Origin of the sequence: Photobacterium lutimaris (assembly GCF_003025555.1) — a bacterium.
In the GTDB taxonomy this organism is placed as follows: domain Bacteria; phylum Pseudomonadota; class Gammaproteobacteria; order Enterobacterales; family Vibrionaceae; genus Photobacterium; species Photobacterium lutimaris.
In genome coordinates this window covers 337,186-354,141 of the sequence record NZ_PYMH01000002.1, presented here as the reverse complement: position 1 = coordinate 354,141, position 16,956 = coordinate 337,186, and the positions used below count along the sequence as shown (strand labels likewise).

Below are 16,956 nucleotides of genomic sequence, written 5' to 3'. Positions count from 1 at the left end.
AATGAGACAAGTAATAACTTTCATATTTCTAATAATGCCATTGGTGGCGCATGCTCAGTTAGAAATTACGTGGCTTCAACTCATGCCGGAAATGGACTCGAAAATAAGCAATCCATTTTCAGTATTGACTCGCAAACAGGTTGATGATTTAAGAGTAGTAGCAAGAATCTCAGAGAAGCCCTCTCCAACAAAAGAGCAACTGGAACTCAAATCTAAACTTATAGATAGCCTTTCCGAGTTCGATATTGATGCTACCGAGATACTTAAATCTCGAGAAGAAATGATTGCAGCAAACGTAAAGCGAGCAACGAGTCCTACAGTAGAGTTAGATGATCAGTTCGTGAAAATTGCTGGGTTTATCACACCGTTAGCCTTTACCGATAATAAAGTCACCGAGTTTTTCCTCGTCCCCTCTGCAGGATCTTGTATACATACGCCGCCCCCTCCTCCCAATCAAATTATCTATGTAAAAACGAATGATGGCTTTGAATTAGAGTCTATCCATCATCCGGTTTGGGTGACTGGTCAATTACAGATAGAAAACGTCAATAAAACAGTCGAGTACTCAGATGGTGTTTCTGGTGTGCAGAGCCTTTACAAACTATACGAAGTCAGTATTGAAAAGTACCCATTGCAGTAAAGTGGATACTTTTTAAAAGTTTTTTCCTGAAAATCGATGAATTATAACCCCATAAAGTGAGAGATATGATGAAAAACTCTAGAGAAAAGTCACGATTAACATTGCCAATTTCAGCCTTAGCTTTAGTTATGAGCAGCTCGGCGCTTGCCCAAGACATCAACCAAACTTTAATTTCGGATGTAAACATCTTTAACGGCATTGAAAATAAGCTATATGAGAACTTAGATGTTCTGATTGAAAATAATAAAGTCGTTGAAATAGCATCAGGTATCAAACCTTCAGAGGGGGCCACTGTTATAGATGGACAAGGTAAAACCTTAATGCCCGGCCTTACTGATGCGCACGTACATCTAACCTTAAACGATGTACCTAATGTATCGATTTATGAAGACACTATTTTTTACTCAGCAGCACTATCGGTAGTTGGGGCCAAAGATATGTTACTACGTGGGTTTACAACGGTACGAGATGTTGGCGGGCCTGTTGGTGGGATCAAGCGTGCAATTGATAGTGGAAAAATTCCAGGTCCGCGCGTTTATCCATCAAATGCATTTATTTCTCAGACCTCTGGGCATGGCGATCTAGCTACTTCAAAACAATATATCTCGCCTTACTTCACGGGCATTCCAGATAAAGCGGCGTTGTTTGGTTGGAGTTATATCGCTGATGGCGTACCAGAAGTTCAAAAGGCGGCTCGTGAAGTACTGCGTAGCGGTGCAACTCAATTGAAAGTCATGGCTGGTGGCGGTGTATCAAGTTATTACGATCCTCTTGATACCTTACAGTATACCTATGAGGAAATGAAAGCGATCACTACTGAAGCCGAGCATTGGGGCACCTATGTTGCAGTGCACGCTTATACTGATGGGGCAGTGAAGCAGGCAGTAGAGGCAGGGGTGAAATCCATTGAGCACGGCCCATTTTTGAAAGAAGATACGTTAAAATTGATGGGTGAGAAAGGCGTTTGGTTATCGCCACAAGCCTTTCTTTTTGGTATGACACCTGAGCAGCTTAATATTGTTGGCACGCCATCTGAGCCGAAAATGCGTATGGTAAATGAAAAGTCCGAAAAGATGTTGACGCTTGCTAAAAAGTACAATGTCAAAATAGCTTGGGGGACAGACTTGTTTGGTCCTCCTGAAAAACAAGCATTGCAAAACATGGAGTTCGCTGCACGTAAAAAGTACTTTTCTGACTATGAGATCTTAAAGCAAGCTACGTCTGACAACGCTGAGTTGTTCCGTTTAAGTGGTTTAAGAGATCCGTACCAGCAAGAAGCGAAACTGGGTGTTGTGGAGGTTGGCGCTTACGCTGATTTACTCATTATTGATGGTAATCCACTTAAAGATGTTTCCCTGCTGGGTGACCCTAGTAAGAACATCCAAATGATTATGAAAGATGGGGTGGTTTACAAAAACACACTTAAATAAAGTGAGTTGGTAGTGCTGTTGAAAGGGCGAGGCTTTATCTCGCCCTTTTTTATTGTCGTAAAATGGCTCATTATACCGGATTGGGTTGTTAAGATCTCTGCTATACACAAACAGCACAAAGACATCATAATGACTCTAACGCCTAAAAAACTAACCCTTGCCGTCGCTGCTACTATGTTTTCATATCCAATTTATGCAGCCAATTTTGAGAGCCCTGACACCGTTGAGAATACAATTTCAGCGCAAAAAAATGTTCAAAAGCCATTGCGAGAATCTTTAGCAGACTCAGGACTAACGTTCGGCTTGGATTACAATTCGCAAGGATTTTCCAGCAGCAGCGGTTTTAATGGTGAGAAAGCCTCTGTTGCGTCTGGTGTCGCTCGTTTCTACGGTCAGTGGAACTTAGTCAATCTAGGAAGCCAAAATACCGGCGGTTTTGTTTGGAAGATCGAACATAGACACGCCTATACGGATTCAGCAATTAACTCTTATGCGTTTATGGCCGATGAAAACCTGGGGTATGTTGGTATGCTCAACCCTGCTTTTAATGATCAAGGAACACGTATTACGAATTTTCATTGGAAGCAAAAGCTAAACGATGGAAAAACGTCAATGATCATCGGTTTCCAAGACGTAACGGATTATGTCGATGTATATGCACTTGCCAGCCCTTGGTCAGGCTTCTCAAATCTTGCATTTCAAACTGGATCAGGGGCGATGGGGCTACCCGATGATGGACTGTTAGGTTTAACGATCGGACACATGATCACAGACAACTACTATGTGGTTGCAGGTGTAGCAGATGCAAATGGTTATTCTGATGTAGAAAAGATGTTTGGTGGGTTTGACTCATTATTCAATGAGCATGATCTGTTTAAGTCTATAGAACTTGGTTGGACATCTTCACAGGAGAACATTTATACCAATAATGTCCATGTTACCTATTGGCACCTTGATCCCACAGAAGCCACGAATGGTTCTGCTCGCCATAGTAGTAAAAAAAGTAGCGGGTTTAACTTTTCTGCAAGCTATTTTGTGAATGATAACATAATGCCCTTTTTTAGAATGGGGTACTCATTAGAAGGAGATGCTGCTTTGTACAAGACATCTGTATCCACTGGGGTGGGATACTTCGGGCTTGGTCAACCGACAAACACACTCGGTGTTGCAGTCAACTGGTCTAAAATTAACGAGGCTGAGTTTGGCATTGATGATTCTCAAATCGTTGCAGAAATCTATTACAACATGCAATTTGGTGACCATTTTCAATTAACGCCAGATATGCAGGTTATCGTTGACCCTGCATTCTCAAATGAAGTAGTTGCTGTTGTATTTGGTTTACGCGGACGCTTATATTTCTAGTAAACGAATTGGCACACTCAATAAAACTTGAGTATGTTTGGTGAAGGTGAGTGAAAAGTTAAAAAACACGGCACTGATGCCAAAGCTCTTCCCGCTTTGCTTAAACAGACGCGTCGAAAAATCATCGAGATATCCGCATCATTACAACACGGCATTTGCTTTCTCTAACCGCCTTTACCTGCATACCTATCGGCGATCTTCACAGACGGCTTTCCCTGAGGGAGATATACAGGCTTACCCTGTTCCGTATGTTACTTAAAACGTCAGGTTAGATGCCCACTCTAGTGCGGAGAGCATAACGATCACGAAAGGGCATTGCCCAACCCCTTTCCGACGCTCATTGCCGTTTTGGCCACAGCGTATTAACCACTTCCGCTGCTTCATCATATAACGCGCCTTACGTGGATTCACTTACGTTCATCATACTGACACCCTAGCACTTACCCGATTTGTGGTTATCAGGAAGAACGTCCTCTCACGATTCAGTTCGCACTCGGTCTAGCAACCGAGTTTCGTTACATTGTCGGATTCGCTGCTTTATTAAGGATCCTAGGGTCATCTGGTGATACAGATGGTTCACTCTTATCGTGGTGAACAACGTTTCATACGACTTCAGGTCGCACGGGCAAAGGTGAGTCAGGATGTGAATGATCTTTTAACAAGGCTGATAAAGCGGTACAAACGTTTTAACTGGCAGGTTTTGGTGCCATTATTTGTTATTTTTCTTCTTATCCTTCTTTTTCAACTCTGGTGACTTATCATCGAGCCACGTAAAAATACGTTTTGAATACAACGTTAAGATTCCGATGCCTAGAATAGCCAAAGGCAAAATCAGGTTATCCCATGACAATGTCGAAACCGACTCTGATGCTAAGACTGCAGCTGTAACACCACCACTCATAACGCCTCCATGACAGAAAAATTATTTACTCAGAGTGTACTCGGAAAAAAATAAGTTCAAAGGTAACAAGTTGTAGTATGTGAAACACCTTTAGGGCAAATCATTACCAAGCTCAACAGACACCCTTCGCATAGGTGACCCAACTCGCTGAGCAAACTGGTTGAGTCCTGTCTAATCAAGCTTGGCCGTTCATCATGCTAAATTATCTCTACCGGTCTAGCGATTGAGCTTTTTTACCAGCTTCTCACACAGGTATTTGAGTTGAGCAAGTTCTTCGATATCTCCACCCACTTTACAGGCCATTTCGCTGGGTATTGCGAGGGCTTTTTCTTTTAGGGCGGCACCTTCGTCAGAAAGCGATATCATTCTGACGCGTTCGTCTTCGAGACCACGGGTACGGACAACCAGCTTTTTGGTTTCAAGGCGCTTTAGTAGCGGCGTCAATGTCCCGGAATCCAGATATAGTTTTGCTCCTAACTCCTTAACGTTAATGCCATTTTTTTCCCAAAGTACAATCATTACCAAATATTGTGGATAAGTAAGATCCAACGCATTTAGTAGCGGGCGATAAGCACGGACGACAGCATTGGCGGCACTATAGAGTGGAAAACAGACTTGATTTTCAAGCGCTATTGCTTCTTTGGTCTCAAAATCATCGGGGTTGTTTGTCATTTTGCCCTCTGTAATTCGATAAGAAATAAAACTAAGTTGTGCGCAATATACTTGACCACCACTATTATTTCGAATTATGATTGCTGGCAATTAGATTGCGCGCAACTCAAATTGAAGAGGGATAATTATGACAACACTGTACTCAACAAAAGCAACAGCACTTGCAGGGCGTAACGGTAAAGTCGCAACTGACGATGGCCTATTGAACGTCGATTTGGCCTATCCGAAAGCGATGGGTGGCAGCGGTACCGCAACAAACCCCGAGCAGCTATTTGCTGCCGGTTATGCCGCGTGTTTCTCCAATGCGATCCTACACGTTGCTCGAGAAGCAAAATTGCCCGTGACAACAGCGCCGGTAACGGCAGAGGTAGGTATTGGCCCGAACTCAGAAGGTGGCTTTGCCCTGACCGTGAGCCTGGCAGCCACTTTGGATATGGACCAGGAAAGCGCTCTTCAGCTTGTACGCACGGCACACCAGGTTTGCCCGTATTCGAACGCTACTCGTGGCAACATCGACGTCGCTGTTACCATCAACGGTGAAGCCATCTAATTGCTTTAACGCATCATATTAATTTAAAGGGCACTCTAAGCATGGGCTTACGAGTGCCTTTTTTGTCTTGAGCCAGAGATGCTATGAGTAACGTTGCATTTATCATTTTCTTTCATCTGGTCGTCTGATACTACTATCTTCTTATATCGCCCTGTTGGAACTGTCCCCAAAATTTGTTGATAACACCTAAGAACCCACGCGTTGCAGGTCGGTATAACTTTCAAAGTTTGACCTGAATGTGGATAACAGTGATTGTTTTAATAAGCTATGTTTGACCAAGGGAAGGGGGTGATAGCTTATGGTTTATCGAATACTGGCAGATCTGGTCGTAATACTTCACCTTGTATTTATCATCTTCGCACTGTTCGGAGGCTCGTTGGTACTATGGCGTGGCTATATGCTGTTTGTCCATATTCCTGCGGCGCTATGGGTTACTGTGCTCAGTTTCAAAGGCTGGATCTGCCCGTTAACGCCATTGGAAAACCAATTGAGACAAGCGGCAGGTGGCGAAGGCTATCCGGGAGGGTTTGTTGAGCACTATATTATCCCCGTTATTTATCCGGTTGGCATACACGTTGGTGTCCAAGTTTTACTGGGTATTGCCGCTGTGGGGATCAATATAGTTATTTATGCGCTTGTATATTATAGGTATGAGCTCAGGCACGGCAGGTGGCGGGAATGAACAGCATGTGGGTAACCCTGGTGGTGCTATACGCACTTTTTGTTCTTACTTTTTGTTCCCTGCAACGTCAGTTTCTGTATTTTCCCCAAAGTGCCAGTGATGTTTACGGCGAGATGAATACCCGCTTCGTTGTTGATGGTGTACCGCTCTCTGGCTGGGTGCTCAATCAAGGGCAACCTAAGGCGTTAATCTATTACGGTGGAAACGCAGAAAGTATCGAAGCCAATATTCCATTCTTTAAAGCGGTAATCCCCAATTACACCGTCTATCTAATCCCGTATCGAGGGTATGGAAATAACGTGGGGTCGCCAACTGAGACGGCATTATATCGCGATGCTGTAGAGATATTTCAGTCGGTTAAAGGTAAACATGATTCAGTATCCTTGATGGGTCGAAGCCTTGGTTCCGGTATTGCCACGTATGTGGCGGCGAATCGGCAAGTGGACAAACTTATCTTGGTGACACCATTTGATAGTATTGAAAATGTCGCAAAAGATATTTACTGGATGTTTCCCGTTTCCTGGATGATCAAAGATAAATACCGATCTTTAGATAGGGTAAAAGAGATTAAGGCTCAAACCTATATCTTCATTGCAGAAGAGGATCGGGTGATCCCCCGGGCTAGAACGGACCGGTTAATTGCTGAATTTGGCGAGCAGCTGGTTGAGGTCGTTGTCATTACCGGGGCCGGCCACAATACTGTTTCACAATTTCCTGCTTACGTGTCAGGGCTGAAGCGTGTATTGGATTAGCTAACAGTACACTCTGGCAGCTCGATATATTCAGACAATATTATGATGCAGTGGCCGATGTAGACGTTATCGATATACACCTATCTTTCTCTTTATATCCATATAATTAGTTTCATTTTGCCGTCACCTAATTGACATCTTTAGGGGGTAGATTCATCAACAACACAATGAACGCGCGTGCAGTTAAACGCAGTGAAAACTGCTGCAGCGTGGTCTCTTGCTGCTTACGGTAACGAATGGTTGAATAAGTACCAAGCGCTGATTGAATCAGCTGAAGCTGAAGCTGAAATCTAAATCATCATTTCATATTGCGCTGAATAGATAGGTGTCACCAAATTGGTGACACCTTTTTTATTATCCGCAGCAACGCTTGTATTTCTTACCGCTGCCACATGGGCAAGGGGCATTTCTTCCTACGGCCTGTTGTTGTATTTCGCTCCGCTGGCGATGTAGATGCAGCATGATTTCTGAAACAGGGCGGCCGTGCATAATTAGATCTCTCATCATTTGCATATAAGGCGCGGTGTGCTTGAAGTAAGCTTCATAGCCTTCACAGAAGTAGTTGTGACCCGGCTGGCCTGTTTTCGATGTGTGGAAGCGATGTTTTGGACAGCCGCCGTGGCATGCGAAGCGGAAGTCGCATTGCTGGCACTGGGTGGTGAGCTTATCTCGTTTGTTGAGGCCAAAGGTATTGGCTTGATCGGAAAGATTTAGCTCTCTAATACTCTGTGAATGGATGTTGCCGAGTCGGTGTTCAGGATAGACATAGTGGTCGCAGTTATATAAATCACCATTCGACTCAAGGGCAAAAGCATGGCCGCAAGTTGGCGAAAAGATGCATAGGCCGGCAGGTTGGCCGCACCAAGTTGCCAGCGTGGTATCGAACATGTTGACATAGATCCGGCCAACATCTTTGGTGATCCAGTGGTCAAATATGCGGTTAAGAAAATTACCGTAATGTTGTGGCGACACAGACCAAGGAGTAACGCTAGCTTGATGGCCAAAGTCTGGGTCAATAAGTTGCAAACCATCGGCTGTGATTTCGGCAGATTGACGTTCAACCAGCGGAATGAACTGCAAGTGCTTAGAGCCAATGCCAACTAAAAAGTCATATACTTTTTCTGGATATTTGGCATTTTGGTCATTCACGACGGTTAGGGTATTAAACTCTACTTTGTATTTCTTTAAAAAGGCAATGCCGGCCATGACTTTATCATGGGTTGGCCGTCCCGCGCGGTTGACGCGATATGCATCATGCAGTTCGGCTGGACCGTCAATCGATACACCAACCAGAAAGTCTTCCCGCTTGAAAAACTCACACCACTCATCATTGAGCAATATCGCATTGGTTTGAAAAGCATTATTGATGTGGCGATGTTTTTTATATTGTTTTTGTATTGCCACTGCTTTTTTGAAAAAATCGAGCCCCATAAGGGTTGGTTCGCCACCTTGCCAGGCAAAATCAACTATATCACTGTCTTGGGCTTCTATCTGCTGTTTAATATAAAGCTCTAATGTCTCTTCTGACATTTTCCAGTTGTGTTTTCTTTCGGGGTATAGGTTTTCTTTTTCCAAATAAAAACAATAGGTACAGTCGATGTTACAAACGGAGCTGCTCGGCTTTGCCATTACATGGCAGTGACTAACTTGTTGCTGTGTAGGGTTAGGCATTCTTCACTCGCCATCGGTTTCAAAACTGGCGAAAATTATACCTGATAACCTTGTTAATCTGCCTTAAAACTTAGTTAAAACCACATCAAGATATGTGAGATTTTATAACTGACACAGTGCTAGAAGATGAGTGTTTCTCAAGGTTTTATTACATCTTATTTTTTAATGGGTCTTTGTGTTCTCAAGCAGCTACTTCTTTGTGGCGAGGCGTGGGCTATCGTTCCTCAACATTGTGTTGAAGAGCACTTGCAATCCGGTGAGCTGGAATCTATTGAGATAGATGAAATCAATAGTACCTTACAGTTTCCGCTTAATTTATGGTAACGCAATACTCTTTTAGGGCCTGTCGCTAAAGAAACCCTCAAGTTGTTCAAAGAACATAGTCGTGAATATAGCCTCTAAGTGAGGGGTTGATCCTCATAACATGATTTCAATGATTTGCGTTATCGCTTTAAAGTTAACCGTATATCCCAACGTGAAATCGAAGCCACTCCCCCTGTATTGGGAAACATAAACAAAGGTGAGATGCGCTCGATTCAAGGTAACGCGATCGGCGATAACTATGAAGTAAAGTACGATATTGTGGCTATTTTTGCTTATGGAGAGCTTGTAGGGATGGAGTGAACAGTGAAGGCCTGCAAGTTAATACACTGTTCTACCCTTCGATGGTGATGGAGCCGGTAACTAATACCTCGCAGATCACGCAGTTTACTTTTGGTGAATACTTACTGGCCAATTACGCCTCGGTTACTGAAGTCGTTGAAGCGTTGCCGACTTTAGATTTTGGGCGTTTAAGCCTTCAAGGTATGCCAATGGAAATGAACCTGCATTGGTCAGTAACAGACAAAAGCGGTGACCGATTGGTCATTGAGATGGATGAGGGCCGAGTCAACACATATCGTGGTGAAGAGGCAATGGTGATGACTAATGATCCATCACTGCAACAGCACTTAGACCAACGGAAAGAGGTAGTATCGAGCTGGGAAAATGCTGATCGAGATACCGACTATGGCTCTATTGGTATCGGTAATGCACATAGCCGCTTTCTGCATGCGAGTTATTTTGCCAACAAGTTAACCGAACCGACCAGCGTGAACAATGCGATGATGAAGCTATCGACAGTGCCATACCGTGTACCCGCAGATGCGCCTTATATGGATTTTGGCAACGCTATGATGGGCTACGCAACAGAATGGATATTAACGCAAAGCCTGGAGACCGATGATAGTGTGTTCGAATATAACTGGAATACGGTGCGAGTCAACATCTATAGCATGATGGGTAAGGAGTTCCGTATTCCTCTCGATAAGTCATTCATGGTTCAGCTTTAAGCTTATATGTGGCCTCTCAATCGTTGGGAGGGTTTATTGTTTTTTGTTAGCCTGATGCAGAACTGTCAGTGATATCATAATTGATTGATAAATAAGCCTTTTGAATCCTCTTTTGCAATACATCGATTTCACGCAAAGTAACTATCCTAACCTCACTATTTATCTTTTCCTCCAATAGTCGTTCAATGTTTACAACCAACGAGCGAGGTAAGGCGATATGTGCTTTGTACATAGATCCAAATATACTGCCTTGATGCCTTTCGCTTGTTTATGGTGACCGTCGGATAGTTTTACGATTATCGGAAGTTACAGATCCCAAAGGACAGAGGAATCATGTTTACCCTACTGAAAAATACAAATTTATATAATCCTAAAAAAGTCGGTAAAACGGACATTTTAATCGGACAAGGAAAAATACTCGCCATTGATCCTGATTTAAATGTGGCGGGGCTACCGAGCGTATCTACCATTGACTGCTGTGGGAAAATTGTCACACCAGGATTGATTGATCAGCATGTACATCTCATCGGTGGAGGAGGAGAGTCCGGTTTTATCAGCAGAGTACCGCAGGTGACCTTAAAAAAACTGTTACAAGCTGGAACCACCACTGTTATAGGTGTGCTCGGAACTGATGGTATTTCACGTTCTCCCCGAGACTTGTATGCCAAAGCCGCCGCATTAACTGAAAGTGGCATGAGCGCTTACATGTACACAGGCTCTTATGAAGTGCCAACCAAAACCATCACCGGGTCGATCCGGGATGATATTGCTTTCATCCCCTCGGTTCTGGGCGTAAAGGTCGCCTTGGCTGATCATCGCTGTTCTTTCCCTACCACACAGGAGTTAGCACGTATTACCTCTGATATCAGAGTCGCGGGGCTGTTATCGGGAAAACGCGGTGTCCTTCATATTCACATGGGAGATCTACCCAATGCATTTGATAAGATAGATGAACTGCTAGACATGGGCATACCGATTCAACACTTTTCGCCAACACACCTCGAGCGCAATGCCGGTTTATTTGACGAAGCGATTAGCTTTGCATTGAAAGGTGGAAAAATCGATATTACTTCCGCTCCCGGGAATTATGCTCCTCAAGATCAGATGATAAAGCATGCACTTGAGTCGGGCGTTGCTGCGGATCGTATTACCACCAGTTCAGATGGTAACGGAAGCCTGCCAGAATTTAATGAACAAGGGGAGCTTACCGGTATTGTCGCGGCAAGTTGTGATAGCAACCTGGAGTTTTTGCCGAAATTAATCAATGTCGGCATTGAGCCAGAGCAGGCTATTGCCATGATGACAGCAAACGTTGCCGACACGTTAGGTATAAATAAAGGTCGGATCGAAACGGGTCATGATGCTGATGTCTGCATTTTTAATGATGACTTTACTATCCATTCCGTTATTGCCAAAGGAAAAGCGATGATTTTGGGCGGTGACGTATTAATAAAAGAAAACTTCGAATAATTTTTAGATTTCTAATTTTCCAATAACAATTCCTATTCAGTGTTTGGTATATAGAGCGATCGTTTTCTACTGGCGACAGTAGTAAGACAAGGAGACAATAATGACGACCCAAACCGCGACGAAAGAAGAGAAGACTGGTTTTTTTGCTAATTTTAAATTTCCTTCAGCTTACACAATACTTTTTGCCCTTATTGCGTTTGTAGCGCTGCTAACCTGGCTTATTCCTGCTGGTCAGTATGAACGCGTAATGAATGAAGAACTAGGTAGGGAAGTACCAGTAAGCGGTACCTACCAACCTATTGATAATAACCCGCAGGGTGTAGTGGATGTTCTGCTGGCACCCATTGATGGCTTTTACGATCACAACAGTTATGAAGCAGCAGCTATTGACGTTGCTTTATTTATTCTCGTCATCGGTGGGTTTCTTGGCTTGGTAACTAAAACGGGGGCTATTGATGCTGGTATAGCCCGTGTAACCGCACGTTTTAAAGGTCGGGAAGAGTTGATGATCCCCATATTGATGGCGATGTTCGCCGCAGGGGGGACGATTTATGGTATGGCTGAAGAGACAATTCCATTTTACACGTTATTGGTTCCTGTCATGATGCTGGCCCGCTTTGACCCTCTAGTCGCGGCGGCAACTGTTCAGTTAGGTGCGGGTATTGGCAGCCTCGGCTCCACTATCAATCCATTTGCCACCGTTATTGCCTCCAATGCTGCGAGCATCCCATTTACAGAAGGAATCGAACCGCGCTTTGCTATCTTGATAATTGGCTGGGTGATTTGCGTTGGTTATGTTATGCGCTATGCCAAAATGGTTCGTGAAGACAAGACCAAGTCTATCGTGTATGACAAGTACGAAGAGAATAAAGCCTTCTTCCTGGGTAATCAGTCTGATGAGCTGATGGAATTTACGACTACGCGCAAAATTATTCTGGCTCTTTTTGCCGCGTCGTTTGGAATTATGATCTACGGCGTGGCTATGGCGGGTTGGTGGATGGCCGAAATATCAGCCATGTTCCTGGCTGCTACCATCATCATTGGCTTAGTCGCTCGTATGAGCGAAGAGGAGCTAACATCAAGCTTCATCAATGGTGCTCGTGATCTGCTTGGGGTTGCGCTTATCATCGGTATTGCACGAGGTATAGTGGTTATCATGGACCGCGGTATGATCACTGATACCGTACTGAACTATGCTGAACACGCAGTTACAGGCCTGTCTTCTATTGTATTCATCAACGTAATGTATTGGCTGGAGGTTCTACTTTCGTTTGTTGTTCCTTCATCTTCTGGCCTTGCGGTATTAACCATGCCGATTATGGCTCCGCTTGCTGATTTTGCAGGTGTAGGTCGTGATTTGGTCGTAACGGCTTATCAATCCGCTTCCGGTCTTGTGAACATGGTGACACCAACGTCAGCCGTACTGATGGGAGGGCTGGCAATAGCTCGTGTACCATATGTACGTTGGTTAAAATGGGTTGCGCCATTGATTGGTATGCTGACCGTTTTAATTATGGCCACTCTCAGTATTGGCGCAATGATGTAATTAATCAGCTATTGGGTTTTTATAAGCCACCAGTAATTATTGTTGCTGGTGGCTTTTCTTTTACCTGCATTATTTTCATAAATAGTAATACCAACCTACATAAATATTTGATCAACTACTTATCCAGATTGGTATAAATAGTCGTACGATTGAAAATATTAACGAAGTTGATTTTTTGCCTACTGGAGAAATATAGGCTTCATGTGGTGGATAATGAAGTGAATAGGGAGATGGAAAGACGAAAAGCAAGAGTTGTAAATTTGAGCAGCGAGTTCAAAGCGGGCTTATGTTGCCCGCTTTGGTTAGACGAAACTAGATAAAATGTTTGTTAACGTATTCGGAGGTCATGCACTGCAAGACACCACCGTATGAAAGGTTGAATGTCACTAAACTGCCAACTTGGTAGTTATTGTCACTGTCATTGATATCCAGGATCAGATGGTCACTACTGCCGCCAATAACAAGGATGTTATTGTCTAGAGGTGTGATTTGATTGATATCGACATCTTGTTTGCCGATAGCACAGATGGCGCGTTTACGCAGTCCGCGGTCAATAAAATGAGGTTTATTACCAAAGGCATCCAATGCCGTGGAATGGGATGGTACTGATGGCTTAACTTTTATTTCGATGATCTCTGTTGAAAGATCGAAGGTGTTCTGGCTGGTATTGGGTATCGGTTCATCATTAAGCCCGATTCCCATAAGCAATGATGCCCCTAACCTGAGCTGGTTGATACCTTTAGGGATTTCTCCACTCTGCATGATATTTAGCCCAGCAGAACTAGCTCCAGTAACATATTTCAGCTTAATTTGGTTTTCGGCTTCTATTTTATCGGCAATAGTGAGAAGGCAACACTGGTTTTCGGTACTAGGTTCAACACCACCATAGCAGGCGAGGTTAGTGCCAAGGCCAACCAGTTCAATGCCTGGCAAGGTCATGGCCTGGCGAGCAAGCGCCAACGTTTCTTCTTCAAAGAATGCCCCTTCACGGAGATCGCCCAAGTCATGCATAAGAATGACTTGGTGCAGACGGTGCTGTTCGACGGCTTCTGCTGATAGCGCGTGTAAGGTTGCCAGCTCAGAATTTAAGGAAATATCTGCATAGCGGACAACGTCAGCCGCTTCACTGATCGCGGGTAATCTCAGCAACATTTTTTGTGCATTGAGGTGATTCAGTTTTTTTAGGTTGGCAATACGTGAATCAGCCAGTAGGTGAATACCGCCATTGATAATGGCCTGTCCGACTTGCGGATAGGCACAGGCGAGTTTGGTCACGCCGGCGGGGGTAATACCATGGCTTGTGCAGGTTGCTACCATATTTTTCGTATTTTTGGTGATCGTGTCTAATCGAATATTAATACATGGATAAACGCTCATAGATTTACCTTTTATTCAGCCAACCTAACGAGATAGTGAGTAGGTTTGATAGTTAATTGCTTCTTCGATTGGCTTTATTTTTGTCTGTAAATATTTAGCGCTTTTTCACCAAGATATTAAATAGTGAGCTTAAGATGGTTACTTTGCGTGAATTCGATGTATTGAAAATAATGAAATAAAATTGACGGGATAATAGATATTATCCCGTAGTTCATAAATGGATGAGAAGACCTTATGCAGTGTGTAAGTCTTTATCTTGAGTGTCGTGAGCGCTGATAATAGCATTTATTAACTGGGTGGCAGCTAGAGACTGCTCTTTTGAATCTAAAGTGGCCAGGTGGAAGTCCGCAAGGTATTCGAGCGAAGGTGCGTTGACTTTGACCATTTCACCGCGCTGCTCCCAAATATTGGCATAGTGTCGGGTAGATAGCCGACAAAGTTTCCTGACAAGATCAGGTGTGCAGTTGCCTCCATATTGGTACTGTTTGCGAGGTGCCTTAAATCCTTGGCTTCGCTGAGTGGGGTGATTTTATGCGCTAAACCGCGTTCGACAATCGGGTATTTGAGTAAATCCTCGATTTGAACTTCCCGAGAAAGGGTGAGGATAGGATGCTCTGCCGAGCAGTAAAGACATTGTTTTTCATTGAATAAAAAAGTGTAGCTCAGACCATCTTTTTGCGTTTCCGAGGAGGTAACCCCTAATTCAACTTTGCCTTCCAGCAGCATCATTTCAATTTGGTATGAGTCTCGGATATCGGTATCGATGGTGACCTTGGGATAGTTTTTGCAAAAGTAGCGGATAGCTTTTTGAATTTTACACTGCGGGTTGGTTGCCAAGTTGTCGGTGAGGGCTAGGTAAATATGGCCATGAGAAACATTGCGGATGCCATCGAGCCGGTATTCAAATCGGGTGATATCCTGAAATAACTCTTTACTGTATTGGTAGACCTTCTGCCCATCACTTGTCAGCTGAAACCCTCTTCTGCCACGGCGACATAGGGTCATACCCATTCGTGTTTCTAGGTCATTCATGCGAGTGCTGATGGTGGACTGGTGCATGTTCAACTTAAATTGGGCTGCAGAAAAGCCTCCTGATTCGACAATGGTAATAAATAGATGGAGTAACTTGAGATCAAAGTCATTCACTTTTTGCATTTTTATTCTCGGTTTCAATACTGCTTGGTACCTTACAGATATCTGATGGTATGTGTGTAATGCTACTTTATCTTCAGGGGAATTTCTGAGAGGTATCGCACTTGTTTTATTGAGTGGCTTAGTAAAACGTGCTGGGATATATACAGTATTGCTTGCAAGTAAAAACGTTGAGGTGGGTATTGTAATTACTAAAAAAGGATCTGACGGGATCAGATCCTTTAAAAGAAAGATTGCTATATTATTTTGCGAGTGCCACTTTCAGCCGCTTGCAAGCCTCAAGCAAGGTGTCACGTGGACACCCTAGGTTCAAGCGGATAAAACCGGCTCCTTCAGTGCCAAAGGCAATGCCCATGCTAGGTACGATACCTGCGTCAACCAGACGTTTCTCCAACACTGAATCATCAATTCCCAATTGACGACAGTCCACCCACGCCAAGTAACCCGCCTGTGGTTGCTGGAACTGAAGCGCTGGCAGTTCTTGCTCAATAAAAGTCGATAGAGTATCGATGTTGCCCTGAAGATAGAGTTTTAGGGCCTTGAGCCAATCACCGGATGATTGATAAGCCGTTGTCGCAGCGCACATTGCCAGGCTGTTGTATACATCCATGCCATGGGCATCAAGACGGCGGACAAATTGAGCTTTAACATCGCTATTTGGGATCATAAAGTTGGAGATCCGTAGCGACGATAAGCCAAATGTCTTGCTTGCTGCAGTGGCAACGATAAGTCGTTGCTGCAAATGCTCAGGTAGCGATAGTGCGGAGTAGTATTGGTGGCCCGGCATGGCTAAGTCACCCCAGATCTCGTCACTCAGTAGCCACACCTGATAACGCTCGCATAATTCGGCAAGTGCAAAAATTTCACTTTGCGACCATGCCTTACCGACTGGATTATGCGGGTTACAGAAAATCATCACCTTGCACCCTTGTGCAAAACACTGCTCAAGGTGGTTGAGATCCATTCGGTAGTCGCCGTTATCATTCACCAGCGGGTTAGCGACAATTTCACGGTCGTTTAGCTCGGTGATTTTACGGAATGAGCCATAACCCGGGGTTTGCATCACCACCTGTTCACCTGGCTTGGTCAGCATCTGGATCAACATGGATAAGCCGGGTAGTACACCGTGCACGGTGGTGATCCAACGTTGATCTATGTTGATCCCGTGCTGCTGTTGGTACCAATTGATGATCGCTTGGTAGTACTCGTTGTTACGCTCGGCATAACCAAAGATACCATGTTCAATGCGCTGACTTAGGGCCTCCAGTACCGCAGGCGGGGCTTGGAAGTCGTAATCCGATACCCACATAGGTAGGCGCTCTTCTGAATCTAAGCCCAGTTTTTCGGTCATGAAGTCCCATTTTAGGGAGCCGGTAGAACGGCGGTCATGAACGTGGTCGAAAGTTACTGTCATGGTGTT

17 protein-coding genes are annotated in these 16,956 nt (G+C 44.2%); 10 read left to right on the top strand and 7 right to left on the bottom strand.

What is annotated here, in order from left to right:
• Nucleotide 1 precedes the first annotated feature (1 nt).
• The 3 genes from C9I99_RS07165 to C9I99_RS07155 all read left to right on the top strand — a co-directional run bounded on the left by C9I99_RS07165 (nucleotide 2) and on the right by C9I99_RS07155 (nucleotide 3,432).
• A complete protein-coding gene (locus C9I99_RS07165) occupies nucleotides 2–640 on the top strand; it encodes a DUF3299 domain-containing protein (RefSeq protein ID WP_166645374.1) in 639 nt (212 codons plus the stop codon).
• 65 nt (nucleotides 641–705) lie between these two features.
• Nucleotides 706–2,070, top strand: coding sequence for a metal-dependent hydrolase family protein (locus tag C9I99_RS07160; RefSeq protein ID WP_208113356.1), 1,365 nt, complete (start codon nucleotides 706–708; stop codon nucleotides 2,068–2,070).
• A 129-nt stretch (nucleotides 2,071–2,199) separates the two neighbouring features.
• Entirely contained in the window at nucleotides 2,200–3,432 is a 1,233-nt protein-coding gene (locus C9I99_RS07155) for a carbohydrate porin (protein ID WP_107348531.1), read from the top strand.
• A 255-nt stretch (nucleotides 3,433–3,687) separates the two neighbouring features.
• Here C9I99_RS07155 and C9I99_RS27525 read toward each other — a convergent pair whose 3' ends face one another.
• The 3 genes from C9I99_RS27525 to ohrR form a co-directional block, all read right to left on the bottom strand.
• Nucleotides 3,688–3,819, bottom strand: coding sequence for a hypothetical protein (locus C9I99_RS27525; RefSeq protein ID WP_275937911.1), 132 nt, complete (start codon nucleotides 3,817–3,819; stop codon nucleotides 3,688–3,690).
• Between the two features lie 322 nt (nucleotides 3,820–4,141).
• On the bottom strand, nucleotides 4,142–4,333 hold the full coding sequence (locus C9I99_RS07145; RefSeq protein ID WP_107348179.1) for a hypothetical protein: 192 nt from the start codon (nucleotides 4,331–4,333) through the stop codon (nucleotides 4,142–4,144).
• A gap of 216 nt (nucleotides 4,334–4,549) precedes the next feature.
• Entirely contained in the window at nucleotides 4,550–5,005 is a 456-nt protein-coding gene (gene ohrR, locus C9I99_RS07140) for a transcriptional regulator OhrR (RefSeq protein ID WP_107348178.1), read from the bottom strand.
• 127 nt (nucleotides 5,006–5,132) lie between these two features.
• Between ohrR and ohr the strand changes: the two genes are divergently transcribed.
• The 3 genes from ohr to C9I99_RS07125 all read left to right on the top strand — a co-directional run bounded on the left by ohr (nucleotide 5,133) and on the right by C9I99_RS07125 (nucleotide 6,989).
• The gene (ohr, locus tag C9I99_RS07135; protein ID WP_107348177.1) at nucleotides 5,133–5,555 is read left to right on the top strand and encodes an organic hydroperoxide reductase Ohr; all 423 of its coding nucleotides are present in this window, start codon (nucleotides 5,133–5,135) and stop codon (nucleotides 5,553–5,555) included.
• A gap of 298 nt (nucleotides 5,556–5,853) precedes the next feature.
• Nucleotides 5,854–6,237: a DUF2784 domain-containing protein gene (locus tag C9I99_RS07130; protein ID WP_107348176.1), complete on the top strand. Its 384-nt coding sequence runs from the start codon at nucleotides 5,854–5,856 to the stop codon at nucleotides 6,235–6,237.
• Nucleotides 6,234–6,989: an alpha/beta hydrolase gene (locus tag C9I99_RS07125; RefSeq protein WP_107348175.1), complete on the top strand. Its 756-nt coding sequence runs from the start codon at nucleotides 6,234–6,236 to the stop codon at nucleotides 6,987–6,989. The genes C9I99_RS07130 and C9I99_RS07125 overlap by 4 nt, the downstream gene beginning before the upstream one ends.
• Nucleotides 6,990–7,343: 354 nt before the next feature.
• On the opposite strand, the gene C9I99_RS07120 is transcribed toward C9I99_RS07125, so the two are convergent.
• Nucleotides 7,344–8,660: an anaerobic sulfatase maturase gene (locus C9I99_RS07120; RefSeq protein ID WP_107348174.1), complete on the bottom strand. Its 1,317-nt coding sequence runs from the start codon at nucleotides 8,658–8,660 to the stop codon at nucleotides 7,344–7,346.
• Between the two features lie 126 nt (nucleotides 8,661–8,786).
• On the opposite strand from C9I99_RS07120, the gene C9I99_RS27005 reads away from it, so the two are divergent.
• From C9I99_RS27005 to C9I99_RS07105, 4 genes are all read left to right on the top strand, one after another.
• On the top strand, nucleotides 8,787–8,984 hold the full coding sequence (locus C9I99_RS27005; RefSeq protein WP_133638213.1) for a hypothetical protein: 198 nt from the start codon (nucleotides 8,787–8,789) through the stop codon (nucleotides 8,982–8,984).
• A gap of 296 nt (nucleotides 8,985–9,280) precedes the next feature.
• Nucleotides 9,281–9,991 (top strand): linear amide C-N hydrolase, encoded by a 711-nt coding sequence (locus C9I99_RS07115; protein WP_243734343.1) that lies wholly within the window; start codon nucleotides 9,281–9,283, stop codon nucleotides 9,989–9,991.
• 333 nt (nucleotides 9,992–10,324) lie between these two features.
• Entirely contained in the window at nucleotides 10,325–11,461 is a 1,137-nt protein-coding gene (gene iadA, locus C9I99_RS07110) for a beta-aspartyl-peptidase (RefSeq protein ID WP_107348173.1), read from the top strand.
• A gap of 100 nt (nucleotides 11,462–11,561) precedes the next feature.
• Nucleotides 11,562–13,007 carry a YfcC family protein gene (locus C9I99_RS07105; RefSeq protein ID WP_107348172.1) on the top strand — a complete coding sequence of 482 codons (1,446 nt, stop codon included), beginning with the start codon at nucleotides 11,562–11,564 and terminating at the stop codon, nucleotides 13,005–13,007.
• Between the two features lie 312 nt (nucleotides 13,008–13,319).
• Here the strand turns inward: C9I99_RS07105 and C9I99_RS07100 are convergent, their stop codons facing one another.
• The 3 genes from C9I99_RS07100 to C9I99_RS07090 all read right to left on the bottom strand — a co-directional run bounded on the left by C9I99_RS07100 (nucleotide 13,320) and on the right by C9I99_RS07090 (nucleotide 16,950).
• A complete protein-coding gene (locus tag C9I99_RS07100) occupies nucleotides 13,320–14,384 on the bottom strand; it encodes an alanine/ornithine racemase family PLP-dependent enzyme (protein WP_107348171.1) in 1,065 nt (354 codons plus the stop codon).
• Between the two features lie 324 nt (nucleotides 14,385–14,708).
• Nucleotides 14,709–15,539, bottom strand: coding sequence for a LysR family transcriptional regulator (locus C9I99_RS07095; protein ID WP_338069656.1), 831 nt, complete (start codon nucleotides 15,537–15,539; stop codon nucleotides 14,709–14,711).
• A 238-nt stretch (nucleotides 15,540–15,777) separates the two neighbouring features.
• On the bottom strand, nucleotides 15,778–16,950 hold the full coding sequence (locus tag C9I99_RS07090) for a MalY/PatB family protein (RefSeq protein WP_107348170.1): 1,173 nt from the start codon (nucleotides 16,948–16,950) through the stop codon (nucleotides 15,778–15,780).
• Between the last annotated feature and the right edge of the window lie 6 nt (nucleotides 16,951–16,956).